Source organism: Moorella glycerini (assembly GCF_009735625.1).
GTDB classification, from domain to species: domain Bacteria; phylum Bacillota; class DSM-521; order Neomoorellales; family Neomoorellaceae; genus Neomoorella; species Neomoorella glycerini.
On record NZ_CP046244.1, the window covers coordinates 3,001,173 to 3,016,778 of the forward strand.

The window sequence follows — 15,606 nt, forward strand, 5'->3', positions numbered from 1 at the left end:
TTAGGCAACCATAAAAAACGGCTACGAAGATTAACCTTCGTAGCCGGGCAATTTACGGTTGCCTGGTAGAGACTCCCGGACCACATTACCGGGAATATACGAAGCCGGGTGAAACGCCACTTGATTGATAAATATATTCGCTACCGGTGAATAATTTCCTGCTGGTTTTTTTTAATATCCCCTCTGTCCTGGATTTAATTTCTGCAACCGCTTTACCAGGGGGATGCCGAGAACCAGGACGGCGATGGCCTCGCCCAGAGCAACTGTAGTTATGGAGAGGAAAATATTAACATGCAGTAAATATGACAGGTAAGCACCAACAATGAGGCCATTCAAGACAATGGGTGGTAAGTAAGCCAGGCGGTTCTGCCGCCAGATGTAGGTCAACCAGGCGGCTGCCAGGGTGGTCAGGCTGCCCAGGACGATGTCAATGAGGCCCAGGCCGCCGTAAATATTGCTTATCAGGCAGCCGATAAAGAGTCCTGGAATTGCTTCCGGGTAAAGGATGGGTAAAAGGGTTAAAGCTTCGGCTATCCGTACCTGGAGGTAACCGAAGCTGATGGGCTGGAGAATAATTGTTACTACAGCGTACAGGGCGGCGATAATAGCGCCGCGGGCAATCTTCGAGGTCATTATACCTATCCCTCCCTGGAGTGGCTCTAAATTTGCTACTTGCCTTCCTGGCTGGCTTTCCGGGTTTTTTGTTTTCCGATAGGAATGGCCAGCTATCTTGTTACTAAGAGGCGGTTTATGGCGTTTTACCCTGTTTCGCCGCTGGATACCGGGGCAAGGTTTACATAAGCAGGCAGGCCGTTATGGTAAGGGACGTTAACTTCACCCTGAATCAAAGGCCGGGCGTAGTTGATGAAGTCGGCAGTAACGTTGTTTCCTGCCGTATTTATCCAGGCCCGCGGTACCTTTTTCTCCCGGTTGGCCACCTTATCCAGTTCTACCAGTTCATAAGTGCACCGGTACTCTTCCCCTTCCAGGCGCTTGATGGCTACCATATGGCCGCTGGCTCCCCGGAGGGCCTCCTCAACGGCTACCCGGCCTACGTTATAGGCTTCTTCGGCATCGGTCCGGGAGGCCAGGTGCATGGCACTGCGCTGGCTGGTGGCCGGCAGGATGAAGCGGCCTTTGATTTTTAGTTCAGCTTCAATTTTATTAAGGAGGAACTGCCCCAGGCCACCCAGGCGCTGGTGGCCGAAAACATCTACGGTGGCGGCGTCATTAAATATATAGTTGCCATTTTTATCGACCAGCCCTTCAGATACGACTACCAGGACCGTACCGTACTGGCGGTAGGCGGTTTCCACATCGGCCAGGAAAGCATCCGGGTCAAAGGCTACCTCCGGCAGGTAGATTAAATGGGGGGCTTCTCCTGGGGCACGCCGGGCCAGGGCCGTAGCTGCCGCCAGCCAGCCGGTATTACGGCCCATGGCTTCCACAATAGCTACTTTGGTAGAGGTGACGATGCTTTTAATATCGATCCCCATCTCCAGGACACTGGCGGCCAGGTATTTGGCGGCGCTACCATAACCCGGGCAGTGATCAGTCAGGGGCAGGTCATTGTCTACCGTTTTGGGAATACCGATTACCCGGAGCTCATACCCTTCTTCCTGCGCCAGCTGGTTGACTTTATGGGCCGTATCCATAGAGTCATTGCCGCCGATGTAGAAAAAATAACGGATATTAAATTTGCGGAAGACGGCCAGGAGTTTATCATACTCTTCCTTCTTCTTTAACTGGTACCGGCAGGAGCCAAGGGCCGCTCCCGGTGTAAAACGCAGGCCTTGAATGGTTGCCGCGTCTTGCCGGCGTAAATCAATAAAATTCTCTGCTAAGATACCCATGATGCCGTTGCAGGCGCCATAAATTTCGCCAATGGCTTCACCGCGACAGGCGGCTTCGATGGCTCCGGCCAGGCTGTTATTAATCACAGCCGTAGGGCCCCCCGACTGGGCAATGACACAGTTCCCTTTGAGCAAAGGGTTTTCCTCCTCCCCCGGATCAAGGGTTGCTTTTTATATTATAATCTGGGCCAGTTTTACTGGCTATAGGGAGTGACATCTTAAGGGCCTCCTGAATAAGCTACAGTAGACTAAAGCTTACTGGAGGTGTACCTAATGGCTGAGGAAGGCGGCAGCATCTTCGGACCGAAAAAAAACGCACAGGATGGTAGCCTTGGCTTTACTTTTCCTGGCGGCAGTTTTATCTTTATCCTGTTCCTGATCTTGATCCTCATCTTCTTTGGTGATAATTAACAGTTAACCGGGAGAACCCCGCAGATAGCGGGGTATTTTTTTAAAAGCGATGCAGGCTAAAACAATGAAGTAAGAATGAAGAGGCCGGGACTCCGGATAATCGAAATCTGTCCTTCATCGCAGCAAAATCCCCCCGATAATCAAAGAAGCAACTACACCTAGAAGGGGGCTCAAATTTAGATAATGGACCAGGATAAAATAAGCGGCCGCAATGCCAAAGGGGAGCCAGTTGAGGGGGCCCGTGTTTTTGGGCACAAAGGCATATTTGGCAAAATCCCAGGCCAGCATGGCCAGCATCACGAAAACCACAGGCCGGATGCCGGCGACCATGCCCTTTATGAAGGGGCTATCCTTGAATTTCTCCAGAAAGGCGAAGAAACCAATCAAGATTATAAATACAGGGATGGCTACGGCGATCAGAGCAACCGCAGCGCCCAGCCAGCCAGCTACCTTATAGCCGATGAGCATGGTTATCTTGGTAGCAACGGGACCCGGGAGGGCGTTGCTAAAGGCCAGTACCTGGCCGAACTCTTCCTGGGTTACCCAGCGGTAAATATCAACTGCCTCGTGCTCATAAAGAGGTACAATGGCCGGGCCTCCCCCATAGCCCAGCAAGGTCGCCCGGCCGAAGCCTATAAAAAGGTCCAGCAGCGTCTTCAGCATTCAGGTTCTCCTTCATCCTTTCTTCAATTATTGTGTCGATCTGGATCGAAATAAGTACCTTTTATATTTCTACTATTTAAGGGAAACTCCTTTTTTATTACCCAAATACCATAACCGATTTAAATAAAAAAAAGTGAGGTCCTTGACAGAGGATGTCCAGGACCTCACTTCTAACATTGGTGCGGCAGAAGGGATTTGAACCCCCACCCTGTAGATCAGGACTAGAACCTGAATCTAGCGCGTCTGCCAATTCCGCCACTGCCGCTCGCAACTGCTCCCTCCAGGAGCAAGATTAATTATAGCAGCCCGCCGGCTACCTGTCAAGGGTCCCAGCGTAAAGTAACCTGATCTCCTTCGGCCAGGGGGGTAGTAAATTCGGCCGGACGGCCGTTAACTTCCATAACCAGCCTTTTCCGGCCCGGTGGCGGTGTTGACGGGAAATCCAGGTAGTTAAAAACATCGGTAAATAAAACATCGGCTGCCTGGACTTTGAGGGTGGCCGGGCGGCCATTCAGGATGATAGTTATGGCCCGGCCGGCAGCCACTACCCCTGTAACCAGGTTGTCGCCATCTTTAATGGAAGCTTCGGGCCGGACCGGCTGGCCGTTTAAAAGAATAGGGCCTTCCAGGGGCTCCCCCAGCCTGGCCAGGACCCGGGCTACCGTATCCAGGGGTTCATAGGTGATGCGGGCCTGATCTTTTACCGGGGTATGGTAATCCACCTGGTTATCATTCATGATAATCAGGGGTTCCAGGGTAACTTGGCGGCCGTTAAAGGTAATTGTTTTAGGAGCAAGTTCCGGCACCAGGTCTTTTATTGTACCCCGGGCATCGGCGCCATCCCGGCCCGGAATCACCTGGATTTCATCGCCGGGCCTGACGGTGCTATCCAGGGTAGCGGGGGAATTATTCACCAGGATGGTTCCCGGCTGCCCGGGCTGGCCGCGGAGAAAGGTCAGGCGGCCGTTGACTTCCACCCCCAGGCCCTTACCCGGCCGGCCGTAAAGCAGGCGCGCCGGGATACCGGCCGCCAGCAGGGCCTGGGTGACGGTCACCTGCTGCCCGGCCAGGAAATGCACCGGCCGGCCGTTGACAATTACCCGGGCCAGGCCCAGGCCTTCCTGCTTTAAGGCCATAATGGCGATTCCAACAGGGGTAATGGCCTGGGGTCCCTGCAAATTTTTAGCCCCGCTGATGCCATTTAAAACTTCCCGGCTGCGCACGGCCACCCTTTCCGGCGGTATTTCCAACTGGCCGGCCAGGGCTTCAGGGAGTCCCGGGGTCAGGCTACCGCCCCCTACCAGCAGGACGGCCTGGGGGGCGCGGCCGTTGAGCAAGATAATCTGGGCGGCAATCTGCCGGGCCAGTTCAGTTACCGCCGGTTTAATGGCCTCGATAATCCCGGCTGCCGGCAGGGTACGTTTTTGCCCGACGATATCGGTAAAGGTTACACTGGCATTTTTTAATAACTGGCGCTTTACTGCTTCGGCTGTATGAAAGTCCAAAAGGAGTGACCCTGCCAGAGCTTCGGTAATTTCATCCCCGGCTGAAGGCACCATGGCATAGCCGGTAATGGTCCCCTGGCCGGTAATGGCTATGTCGGAAGTACCGGCGCCGATATCTACCAGGGCCAGGTTTAACCCCCGCATGGCTGCCGGTACGGCCACGGCACTGGCAGCAATGGGCTCCAGGGTAAGGGAGGCCATGGTGAGCCCTGCCCTCTGCAGGGAGGCCACCAGGGAATCGACCACCACCCGGGGCAAAAAGGTGGCTATAACTTCCGTAGCCATGCGCCGGCCCCGCTGGCCAACCAGGTTGCCGATGGGATGACCATCGAGGCTGTAGCCTACCACACTGTAACCAACACAGTGGTAGGCCGGCTGGTTTTCGCTCGCCACCAGGAGGCGTTTTTCGGCTTCCTGGACGGCTGCCGCTTCCAGGGCCAGCACATCCTGGCCTCTGATTTCCGTAGCCGGCGATATTTCTTCCTCGGCGGTGGCCCGCTGGGTTTTTAAAGCCCGGCCGGCAGCGGCTACCGCTGCTTCTTTTAAGGGTATATGTAGCTTTTTTTCCAGCTGTTCTTTTACCGCCTGGATGGCCAGGGCAACCTGGGGAATATCATGAATCTGGCCGTCCAGCATGGCGCGCTGCTCATGTTCGACTATTGCTGCCGCCCGGATGTGGTAGCCCTTTGTCCCGGGGGCCAGCACCAGGCCGGCGACTTTGCGGGTCCCCACATCCAGGGCAAAAACCGGGCCTTCAGCCATTGCAGCACCTCCCGCCTAAAAAATTCGCCCTGTCCAGGTAAAATCCTGCTTCCCTCTGGTAAAAGCCGGCCCTTTCCAGCTTTGTAAATTAGCCACGGCAGGAAGCAGCAAAAATTTACCCGGGTGTTTCAACCCGGGCCACTACCCTATTTCTTTTCTCCCTCGGCAAAGCCGCTGTAGGGGTCAGGATAACCTGGCGCCCCGCCGTACATATGCAGGATCTTCTTTATATCCTCCATTTCTTTCTTTTCCCGCTCCAGCATACTGTTAATTATTTGCTTGACTCCCTCCGGGGCTGTGGCGGCTATTTCCGGCCAGAGGGTCAGCTCTTCCTCATCAAGGCGCAGGACCTGGCGCAGTTTATCCAGCCAGTGCATAGTTTTTTCTCCTTTCTATTTCTTTTCTTCCTCGGTTTTTTCACTGTAAGGGACAGGGTCATCGTAATAAGGCGGCCGCGGTGGTTTATAAGGTGGTGGATAGGGTGGTTGATAGGGCGGTTCGTAGGCCGTTAGATGGGCCAGGTGGTGGTTCCAGAACATGGCTTCTTCTGCTTCGCCCAGGATGTGGTTTAACAGGGTATGCCGGACGCCAAAGGAGGGCGTCGCCGCCGCGGCTTCGGCCAGGAGCCTGATCTCTTCCAGGTCGATTTCCAGGGCTCTTTTGGTTTTATGATGGGACCCGTTCATGATATTACTCCTTTCATAATGAGGATTTTTCTGTAATAACCTATGCCATCTGTTACCAGGATGTTACTGGTGGCTGGCTTTTCTGATTGCGCTGGCGGGACAAGTGTTATAAAATCATTTTGGGGAGAGGAGATTTATCGATGCAACCTCAGAATGAAGTTATGCGTCGCGATGTGAAGGTGTGGCAAGGCGTCCGGGCGGCTCTGCCCATCGTCCTCGGCTATTTACCCCTCGGCTTTGCCTACGGTGTCCTGGCCCGGGAGGCGGGCTTTAACCTCTGGGAGACAGTACTCATGTCGGTGCTGCTCTATGCCGGCTCCGGCCAGTTTATTGCCGTTAGCATGTTTGGCAGCGGCGTGGCAGCGGCCGCCATTATTTTCACCGTCTTCCTGGTCAACCTGCGCCACCTGCTCTTCAGCGCCTCCCTGGTACCCCATTTACGGCGTTTCCGGCCGGCCGCCCTGGCCCTGCTGGCAGCGGAAATTACCGACGAGACCTTTGCCGTGGCCATCAACCACTACAGCGACCACGAGGCCCATCTTCCCTATCATTTCGGTCTTAACCTGACGGCCCATTTTTCCTGGGTGCTGGCCTCGCTGCTGGGCGGGCTGGCGGGTAATTTGATGGGGGACCCGGCCCGTTTCGGTTTTAACTTTGCCCTGCCGGCCATGTTCATCATCCTGCTGGTCATGCAGTTAAAGGATAAGCAGACCCTGGTGGTTGCTGCCCTGGCGGCTCTATTTTCGGTAGTTATTGCCCTCCTCTGGCCCGGCAGCTGGAACATCATCCTGGCAACGGTGATAGCCGCCACCCTGGGAGTGATCCTGGAAGCATGGACAGGCAAATTTTAATTATTATCCTCGGTACCGCCCTGGTAACCTACTTGCCCCGGATGCTCCCCCTGGTAGTCCTGAGTCGCATGGGGTTACCGGAGGTTTTTTTACGCTGGCTAAGTTATGTTCCAGCGGCCGTCCTGGCCGCCCTGCTGGCGCCGGGACTGCTGCTGCCAGGTGGCAAGCTGGCTTTGACCGCTAACCCCTTCCTGCTGGCAGCCATCCCTACAGGGATAGTAGCCCTGAAGACCCGCAGCATGGCCCTGACCATTTTAACCGGTATGATAGCTATGATCCTGTTCCAGCACTGATAAGGAAGGTTTTAACTATGGCCACCTATCGTTCCGTTTGTCCCCTCGACTGCCCCGATGCCTGCGGCTTGCTCATTGAAGTAAACGCCGGCCGGGTAACTAAAGTCAGCGGCGACCCGGAGCACCCTTACACGAGGGGTTTTACCTGCACCAAAATGCGCCGTTACCCGGAGCTTATTCACTCCCCGGAACGGATTCTGACGCCCTTAAAGCGCAGCGGCCCCAAAGGTAGCGGCCTTTTTACGCCCATTTCCTGGACGGAAGCCCTGGAAACCATCGCCAGGCGCTGGCAGGAAATAATAGCTATCTATGGCGCGGAAGCCATTCTCCCTTATTCCTATGCCGGCGTCATGGGGTTGCTCCAGCGCAATGCCGGCCATGCTTTTTTCCACCGCCTGGGAGCTTCCGAGCTCCGGCGGACCATCTGCTCACCGGCAGCCGAGGCCGGCTGGCAGCAGGTTTTAGGCCGGACCTGGGGTACCGACCCGGAGACAGTTGTCGATGCGGACCTGGTAATCATCTGGGGCATGAACCCGGCCTCTACCAGTATCCATTTCCTCTCCCTGGTCCAGCAGGCCCGCCAGAAGGGCGCCAGGTTAATTGTTATCGATGCCTACCGTACCCGGACGGCTGCCCTGGCCGATGAGGTCATCCTGGTCCGGCCCGGCAGCGATGCCGCCCTGGCCCTGGGCGTCATGCACGTGCTGGTAGCGGAAGGACTGGTCGATAGTGGCTTTATCGCCGCCCACGTCGCCGGCTATGAGGAACTTCGTACGAAAGTCCTGCCCGGTTATTCTCCGGCAAGGGTGGCCGCCCTTACCGGCGTACCGGCCGCAACGATAATTAACCTGGCCCGGGCCTACGGCCGGGCCAGGGCGCCTTTTATCCGCATCGGCTACGGCTTTTCCCGCCACCGCCAGGGCGGGATGGCCGTCCGGGTCATTGCCTCCCTGCCGGCCCTGGTGGGAGCCTACGGCAAGCCAGGGGGTGGTGCCCTGCAGAGTTCCGGGACCGGCAGCGCTGTCAAGCTGGATGTCCTGACCCGGCCCGACCTGCGGCAGCGGCCGGTGCGGGCGATAAATATGGTCCAGCTGGGCCGGGCTTTAACTGAGGCGCTGGAGCCACCAGTGATGGGCCTTTACGTCTACCACGGCAATCCGGCCACAGTGGCTCCCGACCAGAACCGCGTCCTGGCTGGCTTAAGGCGGGAGGATCTCTTTACAGTGGTCCACGAGCGCTTCCTGACGGATACGGCCCTCTACGCCGACATTATCCTGCCGGCCGCCTTTTCTATAGAGCAGGAAGATCTATACCGCAGTTACGGCCACTATTACCTCCAGCGCAGCCCGGCCATACTACCACCCCCGGGGCAGGCGAAGAGCAACTGGCAGACCTTTTGCCTCCTGGCCCAAACCCTGGGCTTTAGCGAAGATATTTTCCGGCAGTCCGAGGCGGAAATGGTCGAGCTTTTAATCCGCGAGATGCACCTGGACACGGTAGACCGCGAAGCCCTGGCTGCCGGCAGGACTGTTAAATTAAAACCGGCCCGGGGATTTGCCACCCCTTCAGGGAAAATCGAACTTATGGCCGCCGGGGCTAAACTCCCCGGTTACGAGCCGCCGGGCGATACTGAGCTGGCCGGCCTTTATCCTTTTTACCTCCTCACGGCCCCGGCCCATTTTGCCCTCAACTCCAATTTCGGGCAGTTACCTTCCCTGCGGGAACGGGAAGGCGGCCCTCAGGTTCTCGTCAACCCGGATGACTGCCGTAAAAAAGGCCTGGTGGAGGGCGCCCTGGCTGAAGTTTACAACCAGCGCGGCTCCTGTCTCCTTAAGGTGCGGGCCAGCAGCGATGTTCCCCCGGGGATTGCTGTGGCCCCCGGGGTCTGGTGGTGCCGGCATTCCCCCGGCGGCCGCAACATTAACAGCGTCATTGGCGACGATTTAACCGACCTGGGTGGGGGCAGTACCTTTTATGACCACCGGGTCGCTATCCGGCCGTTATAATCATCAACCCCAGTTAAAACAAGGTCCGGCTTTGACCAGCCGGGCTTTTTTATTATATCCACTGCCCGGCAATTTTGATTGCCCGCAGGGAATAATAGTCTGGGGAGGCTTTGAGTTTTATGCGGGCAACCTGGCTTTACCTGGCAGCCATAATGGTATCCCTGGCGTTTTTTACGGGAGCCATTTTTTTCTCCATCCGCCCTGCCCTGGAAGAACCCTGGCCGCAGGGAGCCATTGCCGGAAAGAAAATATGGCAGAAGAATGGTTGCGTTGAATGTCATACCCTCCTTGGTAACGGGGGCTATGCCGGCGTTGACCTGACCAGGATTACTGCTAACAGCAGCCGCGAAGAATTAGTAACCTTCCTAACCCGGCCGCCGGTTATGCGCCCGGCCAGGCGGCAGCGTCACCCGGCCCTGGCCCGGGAGGAAGCAGAAAGGTTACTGGACTACCTGGAGCAGGTTAGTAAAATTGACACCCGTGGCTGGCCACCCCCTCCCTTTACCCGCACTAATCCTGCCAAAGGGGAGTGAAGCTTTGCTGGTGCTTCTTAAAAGGATATATAGAATATTTTTTCCTCGCCGACGCCAGGAAAAAGAACCCAGGCAAGACAGCCCTTCCCAGAAGGCGGCTTACCCCTATGCCCTGGCCACTTTTCTTTTTTTGGGCTTCCAGGGTATCCTGGCTACCGCCGGGTCCTTGCACCTGGTTTTTCCCGATTTACCGGCCCCCCTTACCTTTGCCAGCGGACGGGCCATGCACCTCAATTTAAGCATTTTCTGGCCCCTGCTGGGCGCCATGGGCGGGGCTTATTACTTTTTGGTGGAGGCAACGGGCCGGGAGCTTTACAGTATCAGGCTGGCCGGCTGGGGCTTCTGGTATCTCGTGGGTACCGGCCTGGCCATCCTGGGGTTCCTGGCCTTTGGTAAGACCGACGGGCGGGAATACCTGGAGGCACCTTTCTTTTTAAAAATTGCCCTTTTAAATGGCTTGCTGGCCTTTGCCTTCAACCTGCTGGCTACGGCCATCAAGAACCGGGTCCTGGTGCAGCCGGAGGTAGTAGTTATTTTGAGTGGTGCCCTCCTTTCTCCTTTGCTCTACCTGCCGACTATCTTCTTTGTCGGCCACCCTACCGTCGATGACGTTTTTCGCTTTCTGGTAGTGCATCTGTGGGAAGAAGGCAGCCTGGAATTGATAGCCACGACTATAGGTGCTGCCCTCCTGGCTGCCCTCAAAGTTGCCGGCAGGCAAAAAGTAAAGCGCCTGCTCCTCTGGGAAGCAGGGCTGGTCCTTACTTCCGGTTTTATAGCCACCGGTCACCATTACTACTGGATCGGTACCCCGGATTTCTGGAAATTAATTGGTGGTGTTGCCAGCGGCCTGCAGGTAGTGCCCATAGTAATCCTGGCCCTGACGGCCTGGCAGGGTATGGCTAACCGTCCCCGTAACTTCACCCCTAACCTGGCCCTTTATTTCTTTTATGCCAGCGTATTCTGGAATGTCGTTGGAGCCGGACTTTTGGGTTTCCTCCTGGCCATCCCGCCCTTTAACCGCTATGCCCATGGTACTTACTTCACCTCGGCCCATGCCCACATGGCCCTTTTTGGCTTTTTTGGCTTCCTGGTACTGGCCAGCAGCTATTATATCCTGACCCGCCGGCGCGAACTAAGCCCTACCCATAGTAAGCGTATCAAATTAAGCCTTGTCCTGCTCAATACAGGCCTGGCCCTGATGGCTGCCTGCCTGGTAATCGCCGGTTTTCTCCAAACCTACCTCTGGCGGGGGCTGGGTATGGATTTCACTCAGGTTCATCTCTTGCTAACGCCTTACCTTTTACTCAGGGCCGGTGGGGGTGCCATCTTTGCCGCCGGTGGTTTTTTACTGGCCTGGGAGATGGTTTCCCTGATACTTAAACCCTGGCTGGCTTTATTGCAGCCGGCCGGAGAACCTTGAAAAAACCGGCAGGGCCTTGAACGTCGTTGCTCAAGGCCCTGCCGGCTCAAGGAGGTCTTTGAAGAAGTGAGTGTGTATTCCTATTATAACCTTTCTGGCCAATCTTATACATGGATACCAAAAATTTTTTCGAGGGATGTCCCCAGGGACACCCGGGAGGAGGTTAAAGGCTTGCTACTTTTCCCCGGTTGTTTTTTCAGGCGACGATCTCCCGGAAGGCCTCCCGGGCAGCATCGACGGTCCGGTCAATATCGGCTTCCGTGTGGGCCAGGGACATGAAGGCAGCTTCAAACTGGGACGGCGCCAGGTATATACCCCGGCGCAACATCGCCTGGAAGTAGGCGGCAAAGGCTTTGGTGTCGCTGGCCGTGGCCGTAGTGTAATCGGTCACCGGGCGGGGGGTAAAGAAGGCGGTGAACATGGCTCCCACCCGGTTAAAGGTAACGGGTACACCGGCCTCCCCGGCAGCTTCCTTGAGGCCCTTTTCCAGGCGGGCTGAGAGGCTTTCCAGGCGTTCATAGACACCGGGCTCCTTGAGGACCTTTAAAGTTGCCAGGCCGGCGCTGACGGCCAGGGGGTTGCCGGACAGGGTTCCGGCCTGGTACACCGGCCCCCCCGGAGCCACCCTGGCCATAATCTCCCGCCGGCCACCGTAGGCTCCTACCGGCAGGCCGCCGCCGATGATTTTACCCAGGCAGGTAAGGTCCGGCCGGACGCCAAAGCGGCCCTGGGCACCGCCGTAGGCTACCCGGAAACCGGTCATGACTTCATCAAAAATCAAGAGAGTTCCATAGTGTTTCGTTATGGCCCGCAGGCCCTCCAGGAACCCTGGTTGCGGCGGGACGCAGCCCATATTGCCGGCCACAGGTTCGACAATCACGGCGGCAATCTCTTCGCCGGCCTGTTTAAAGATAGCCTCGACGGTATCCAGATCGTTGTACGGGGCAATGATGGTGTTGGCGGCCGTGGCAGCCGGGACGCCGGGGCTGTCGGGGACGCCGAAGGTGAGGGCCCCGGAGCCGGCCTGGATTAAAAAGTAATCGGCATGGCCGTGGTAACAACCGGCAAATTTAACGACTTTCTCCCGGCCGGTATAACCACGGGCCAGGCGGATGGCGCTCATGGTCGCCTCCGTTCCCGAATTGACCAGGCGCACCATCTCGATGGAAGGTACGGCGGCGATGATTTCCCGCGCCAGTTCATTTTCCAGTTCGGTAGGAGCGCCAAAGCTGGTCCCCATGGTATGTAAGGTGTTTTCCAGGGCGGCTATAACCTCCGGGTGGCGGTGCCCCAGGATTAAAGGCCCCCAGGAAGCGACATAGTCGATATACCGGTGGCCGTCTATGTCATAGAGGTAGGCTCCTTCACCACGCTGGATAAAGGGCGGCGTCAGGCCTACGGCTTTAAAGGCCCGGACGGGGCTGTTGACCCCCCCGGGCATGAGTTTAACAGCCTCAGCATAGGCGGCAGCTGATTTGGGCCAGGCTTCGATCACCGGCTACTTCCTCCTCAAAAATAGAAGTCAGATGCAAGAAGTCAGAAGTCGGAATTCCTGTAGGAACTGGCTACGCCAGTTCCTGGTTGAAAGTTTTCCGGGCGGCAGGCCATCAAGTTAAGTATTATGGGAAAGCTTGTATGTTCCTTTACTGGCATTCGGGATCTTCCAGGGTAAAATACTTCATGCTCTCTTTTTTTAGCTCGGCCGTACTGAAAATGAGGCGGTAATTATTATGGCCGATGCTGGCGGCCAGGCGGGCCGCCAGTTTTGCACAGGCCTCCCTGGTGCGGCAGTGAATGACGGCATACAGGTTATAGGGCCATTCGGGCCGCTGCTGGCGCTGGTAACAGTGGGTTACTTCCGGGAAGGTGGCCAGTTTTTCCCCTGCCCGTTTTAATTCTCCCGGCGGCAGCTGCCAGACTACCATGGCGTTGGCAGTTATACCGGCTTCCCGGTGGCGCAGGGCGGCACCGAAGCGGCGGATAATGCCCTCGGCCTGGAGGCGGCGGATGTGCTCCAGGACTTCCGCTTCGCTGAGGCCCAGCTTTTGGGCCACCGGTAAAAAAGGACGGGAAACCAGGGGGATGTCGCCCTGGAGCAGGCGCACCAGTTCCTTTTCCAGGTCGGTTAAAGGGCGTGGCAATTTTACGGGCTCCCTTCTTCCAGGTTAAAGTTTACTCGAATCTTGTAGGAGCTTTCCGCCGGGAGTTCCAGTACTGGCAGGCCGGTCCTGGCTTCGATGCTGGCCATAACCTTTTCCAGGTGGCGGCGGCAGGGGCCGATAAGGGTAAACCACATGTTATAAGCATCTTCCCGCAGGTAATTGTGGGTAACTCCTGGAAAGGCATTAACCACTGCCGCTACTTCCGCTAGGCGTCCTTCAGGGACCTTCATAGCACAGAGGGTACTGGTATAACCCAGCCGCCGCAGGTCAAAGACAGCGCCGATGCGGCGAATGATCCCCTCTTCTTTTAATTTAGCCAGGCGTTCCAGGACTTCCTTTTCCGCCAGGCCCAGGCGCCGGCCCAGTTCGGCGTAGGGTTCCTCCGTCAGGGGGAAACCTTCCTGGATCATATTTAATAAACGGCGGTCAAGGCTATCCAACCTTCATCCCCTTCCGGCCCTGGTAGAGGCACCAGGGCTCTTCAGCCATATAGTCGCCGTGGTAATACCAGGCCCGGGCGCGGCAACCGCCGCAAATCTTTTTGTAGCCGCAGTGGCCGCAGCCACCGCCGTAGTGTTCCGTACGCAGGCGGTGGAAGACCTCACTTTCCTGCCAGATACGGCTAAAGGGCGTTTCCCGGACATTGCCCACGGGCAGGTTCAGGTAGGCACAGGGCTGGACATCCCCCCGGGGACTGATAATACAGTAGGCAATGCCGGCCAGGCAGCCGCGGCTGTAACGTACAAGCATTCCCATTTGGCGGGCAATGCGCATGAACTGGGGCGCGCAGGTCGGTTTTAATTCAATATCTACCTGCTGCTGCTTTTGTAAGATGCGCCTTAAAGTTGCCTCATATGCCTCGGCCCGTAAGGATTCCGCTTCCATGCTCGCCGCTCGGCCGGTGGGCACCAGGAAAAAGAAATGGTGGGCCGCCGCACCAAGATCCACCGCGAGATCGGTGAGTTTTTCCAGTTCGTCCTGGTTCCAGTCAAAGACGGTGGTATGCACCTGGAAGGGCAAACCGGCCTCCCGGCAGGCCGCCATACCAGACAAGGCTTCCTGCCAGGCCCCTGCCTTTTGTCGCAGGCGGTCATGGCGGGCGGGAGCACAGCTATCCAGGGAAATACCTATGGCCCGCGCTCCGGCCTTTTTCAATTCCCGGGCCAGGTCCGGGGTGAGCAAGGTGCCGTTGCTCCCCAGGACCGGCCTTAAACCGCGCGATGCGGCATAAGCTATCAAATCCGGCAAGTCGGACCTTAACAGGGGTTCGCCGCCGCTGAAGATCATAATCCGGAAACCGGCTTTAACGGCCTCATCGATTAAATTCTTTGCTTCCGCCGTACTCAATTCATCCTCCACTTTAGCGCCGGCGTCCCGGTAACAGTGGTCGCAGTAAAGGTTGCACTGGTTGGTCGTATTCCATGATAAGAGCATTATTTAAGCCACCTTGCTACATCCAGGGCATAATAGGTAATAATGAGATCGGCCCCGGCCCTCTTGATGGCCGTCAGGCTTTCCAGCACGGTTCTTTCCTCATCCAGCCAGCCATTGGCAGCGGCGGCTTTGAGCATGGCATACTCGCCGCTGACCTGGTAGGCTACCAGGGGGGCGTTGAAGGTGTCTTTAACCCGGCGGATGATATCCAGGTAAGGGAGGGCCGGTTTAACCATGATCATATCGGCGCCTTCCTGGAGGTCCAGTTCCACTTCCCGCAGGGCCTCGTTGCTGTTGGCCGGGTCCATCTGGTAGCTGCGGCGGTCGCCAAACCGGGGTGCCGAACCGGCGGCTTCCCGGAAGGGACCGTAGAAAGCCGAAGCGAACTTGGCCGCGTAAGCCAGGATAGGTGTGTGGGTGAAGCCTTCTTTATCCAGGAGGCGGCGGATGGCCCCTACCCGGCCGTCCATCATATCCGAGGGGGCTACGATATCGGCCCCGGCCTCCACATGGGAGAGGGCTGTTTTGGCGATAAGCTCCAGGGTGGGGTCGTTTAAAACCTGGCCGCCATCCACCAGGCCGCAGTGGCCGTGGCTGGTATACTCGCACAGGCAGACGTCGGTAATGACCAGGAGTCCCGGGTAAGCGCGCTTTAAGGCCCGCACGGCTTCCTGGACAATGCCCCGGGGGTCATAGGCCCCGGAGCCCACCTCATCTTTTACTGCCGGGATGCCAAAGAGGAGGACAGCCGGGATGCCGGCAGCCACTACGGCCGCGGCTTCTTTAACCAGGTTGTCGATGGAGAGCTGGTATACGCCCGGCATGGAAGGTACCGGGTTTTTTATTCCCTGGCCGTGGATGACAAAAAAGGGATAAATGAGGTCGCGGACGTTAATTTCCGTTTCCCGGATCATGGCCCGCAAGGTTTCATTCTGCCGCAGGCGTCGCGGCCGGCGCACGGGAAAACCGGACATGAAAAATCACCTCGGCAAATATGTTGATTATGGCTATATCCCGGGGCATGGCC

The 15,606-nt window shown here is 56.9% G+C and carries 17 protein-coding genes, 1 tRNA gene and 1 riboswitch; of the genes, 6 read left to right on the forward strand and 12 right to left on the reverse strand.

What is annotated here, in order from left to right:
- Window positions 1–20: 20 nt before the first annotated feature.
- Window positions 21–122, reverse strand: a riboswitch (purine riboswitch).
- Window positions 123–171: 49 nt separating this feature from the next.
- Together MGLY_RS15000 and MGLY_RS15005 are read right to left on the reverse strand one after the other, a co-directional pair.
- Window positions 172–633 carry a QueT transporter family protein gene (locus MGLY_RS15000; RefSeq protein ID WP_170291116.1) on the reverse strand — a complete coding sequence of 154 codons (462 nt, stop codon included), beginning with the start codon at window positions 631–633 and terminating at the stop codon, window positions 172–174.
- A 125-nt stretch (window positions 634–758) separates the two neighbouring features.
- Window positions 759–1,988: a 6-phosphofructokinase gene (locus MGLY_RS15005; RefSeq protein ID WP_156275150.1), complete on the reverse strand. Its 1,230-nt coding sequence runs from the start codon at window positions 1,986–1,988 to the stop codon at window positions 759–761.
- Between the two features lie 138 nt (window positions 1,989–2,126).
- Between MGLY_RS15005 and MGLY_RS17870 the strand changes: the two genes are divergently transcribed.
- The gene (locus tag MGLY_RS17870; RefSeq protein WP_170291117.1) at window positions 2,127–2,264 is read left to right on the forward strand and encodes a hypothetical protein; all 138 of its coding nucleotides are present in this window, start codon (window positions 2,127–2,129) and stop codon (window positions 2,262–2,264) included.
- Window positions 2,265–2,378: 114 nt separating this feature from the next.
- On the opposite strand, the gene MGLY_RS15010 is transcribed toward MGLY_RS17870, so the two are convergent.
- The 5 genes from MGLY_RS15010 to MGLY_RS15030 all read right to left on the reverse strand — a co-directional run bounded on the left by MGLY_RS15010 (window position 2,379) and on the right by MGLY_RS15030 (window position 5,880).
- Window positions 2,379–2,927 carry a chromate transporter gene (locus MGLY_RS15010; RefSeq protein ID WP_156275152.1) on the reverse strand — a complete coding sequence of 183 codons (549 nt, stop codon included), beginning with the start codon at window positions 2,925–2,927 and terminating at the stop codon, window positions 2,379–2,381.
- Window positions 2,928–3,104: 177 nt separating this feature from the next.
- Window positions 3,105–3,192, reverse strand: a tRNA-Leu gene (locus MGLY_RS15015).
- Between the two features lie 55 nt (window positions 3,193–3,247).
- Window positions 3,248–5,194 (reverse strand): cell division FtsA domain-containing protein, encoded by a 1,947-nt coding sequence (locus tag MGLY_RS15020; RefSeq protein WP_156275154.1) that lies wholly within the window; start codon window positions 5,192–5,194, stop codon window positions 3,248–3,250.
- 146 nt (window positions 5,195–5,340) lie between these two features.
- Window positions 5,341–5,571, reverse strand: coding sequence for a hypothetical protein (locus tag MGLY_RS15025; RefSeq protein WP_156275156.1), 231 nt, complete (start codon window positions 5,569–5,571; stop codon window positions 5,341–5,343).
- 15 nt (window positions 5,572–5,586) lie between these two features.
- Window positions 5,587–5,880, reverse strand: coding sequence for a hypothetical protein (locus tag MGLY_RS15030; RefSeq protein WP_156275158.1), 294 nt, complete (start codon window positions 5,878–5,880; stop codon window positions 5,587–5,589).
- 140 nt (window positions 5,881–6,020) lie between these two features.
- Here MGLY_RS15030 and MGLY_RS15035 point away from each other — a divergent pair, with 140 nt between their 5' ends.
- From MGLY_RS15035 to MGLY_RS15055, 5 genes are all read left to right on the forward strand, one after another.
- On the forward strand, window positions 6,021–6,731 hold the full coding sequence (locus MGLY_RS15035; RefSeq protein ID WP_156275160.1) for an AzlC family ABC transporter permease: 711 nt from the start codon (window positions 6,021–6,023) through the stop codon (window positions 6,729–6,731).
- Entirely contained in the window at window positions 6,713–7,024 is a 312-nt protein-coding gene (locus tag MGLY_RS15040) for an AzlD domain-containing protein (RefSeq protein ID WP_156275163.1), read from the forward strand. Before MGLY_RS15035 ends, MGLY_RS15040 begins: the two co-directional genes overlap by 19 nt.
- Before the next feature lie 17 nt (window positions 7,025–7,041).
- Entirely contained in the window at window positions 7,042–9,030 is a 1,989-nt protein-coding gene (locus MGLY_RS15045) for a molybdopterin oxidoreductase family protein (protein ID WP_156275167.1), read from the forward strand.
- A 119-nt stretch (window positions 9,031–9,149) separates the two neighbouring features.
- Window positions 9,150–9,563 carry a c-type cytochrome gene (locus MGLY_RS15050; protein ID WP_156275168.1) on the forward strand — a complete coding sequence of 138 codons (414 nt, stop codon included), beginning with the start codon at window positions 9,150–9,152 and terminating at the stop codon, window positions 9,561–9,563.
- Between the two features lie 10 nt (window positions 9,564–9,573).
- Window positions 9,574–10,983, forward strand: a complete 1,410-nt coding sequence (locus MGLY_RS15055; RefSeq protein ID WP_246187508.1) for a cbb3-type cytochrome c oxidase subunit I — start codon at window positions 9,574–9,576, stop codon at window positions 10,981–10,983.
- Window positions 10,984–11,179: 196 nt separating this feature from the next.
- On the opposite strand, the gene hemL is transcribed toward MGLY_RS15055, so the two are convergent.
- From hemL to hemB, 5 genes are all read right to left on the reverse strand, one after another.
- On the reverse strand, window positions 11,180–12,478 hold the full coding sequence (hemL, locus tag MGLY_RS15060) for a glutamate-1-semialdehyde 2,1-aminomutase (protein WP_156275171.1): 1,299 nt from the start codon (window positions 12,476–12,478) through the stop codon (window positions 11,180–11,182).
- A 148-nt stretch (window positions 12,479–12,626) separates the two neighbouring features.
- Window positions 12,627–13,124, reverse strand: coding sequence for a siroheme decarboxylase subunit beta (gene ahbB / locus MGLY_RS15065; protein WP_156275173.1), 498 nt, complete (start codon window positions 13,122–13,124; stop codon window positions 12,627–12,629).
- A 2-nt stretch (window positions 13,125–13,126) separates the two neighbouring features.
- Window positions 13,127–13,585, reverse strand: coding sequence for a siroheme decarboxylase subunit alpha (ahbA, locus tag MGLY_RS15070; protein WP_156275175.1), 459 nt, complete (start codon window positions 13,583–13,585; stop codon window positions 13,127–13,129).
- Entirely contained in the window at window positions 13,578–14,579 is a 1,002-nt protein-coding gene (gene nirJ2, locus MGLY_RS15075; protein ID WP_156275177.1) for a putative heme d1 biosynthesis radical SAM protein NirJ2, read from the reverse strand. Before nirJ2 ends, ahbA begins: the two co-directional genes overlap by 8 nt.
- Window positions 14,579–15,553 carry a porphobilinogen synthase gene (gene hemB, locus MGLY_RS15080; RefSeq protein WP_156275179.1) on the reverse strand — a complete coding sequence of 325 codons (975 nt, stop codon included), beginning with the start codon at window positions 15,551–15,553 and terminating at the stop codon, window positions 14,579–14,581. The genes nirJ2 and hemB overlap by 1 nt, the downstream gene beginning before the upstream one ends.
- Window positions 15,554–15,606 lie beyond the last annotated feature (53 nt).

Coding starts and splice junctions, on each gene's coding strand:
- MGLY_RS15000 (WP_170291116.1), bottom strand. CDS start 633: ATGACCTCGAAGATTGCCCGCGGCGCTATTATCGCCGCCCTGTACGCT.
- MGLY_RS17870 (WP_170291117.1), top strand. CDS start 2,127: ATGGCTGAGGAAGGCGGCAGCATCTTCGGACCGAAAAAAAACGCACAG.
- MGLY_RS15010 (WP_156275152.1), bottom strand. CDS start 2,927: ATGCTGAAGACGCTGCTGGACCTTTTTATAGGCTTCGGCCGGGCGACC.
- MGLY_RS15020 (WP_156275154.1), bottom strand. CDS start 5,194: ATGGCTGAAGGCCCGGTTTTTGCCCTGGATGTGGGGACCCGCAAAGTC.
- MGLY_RS15025 (WP_156275156.1), bottom strand. CDS start 5,571: ATGCACTGGCTGGATAAACTGCGCCAGGTCCTGCGCCTTGATGAGGAA.
- MGLY_RS15030 (WP_156275158.1), bottom strand. CDS start 5,880: ATGAACGGGTCCCATCATAAAACCAAAAGAGCCCTGGAAATCGACCTG.
- MGLY_RS15035 (WP_156275160.1), top strand. CDS start 6,021: ATGCAACCTCAGAATGAAGTTATGCGTCGCGATGTGAAGGTGTGGCAA.
- MGLY_RS15040 (WP_156275163.1), top strand. CDS start 6,713: ATGGACAGGCAAATTTTAATTATTATCCTCGGTACCGCCCTGGTAACC.
- MGLY_RS15045 (WP_156275167.1), top strand. CDS start 7,042: ATGGCCACCTATCGTTCCGTTTGTCCCCTCGACTGCCCCGATGCCTGC.
- MGLY_RS15050 (WP_156275168.1), top strand. CDS start 9,150: ATGCGGGCAACCTGGCTTTACCTGGCAGCCATAATGGTATCCCTGGCG.
- nirJ2 (WP_156275177.1), bottom strand. CDS start 14,579: ATGCTCTTATCATGGAATACGACCAACCAGTGCAACCTTTACTGCGAC.
- hemB (WP_156275179.1), bottom strand. CDS start 15,553: ATGTCCGGTTTTCCCGTGCGCCGGCCGCGACGCCTGCGGCAGAATGAA.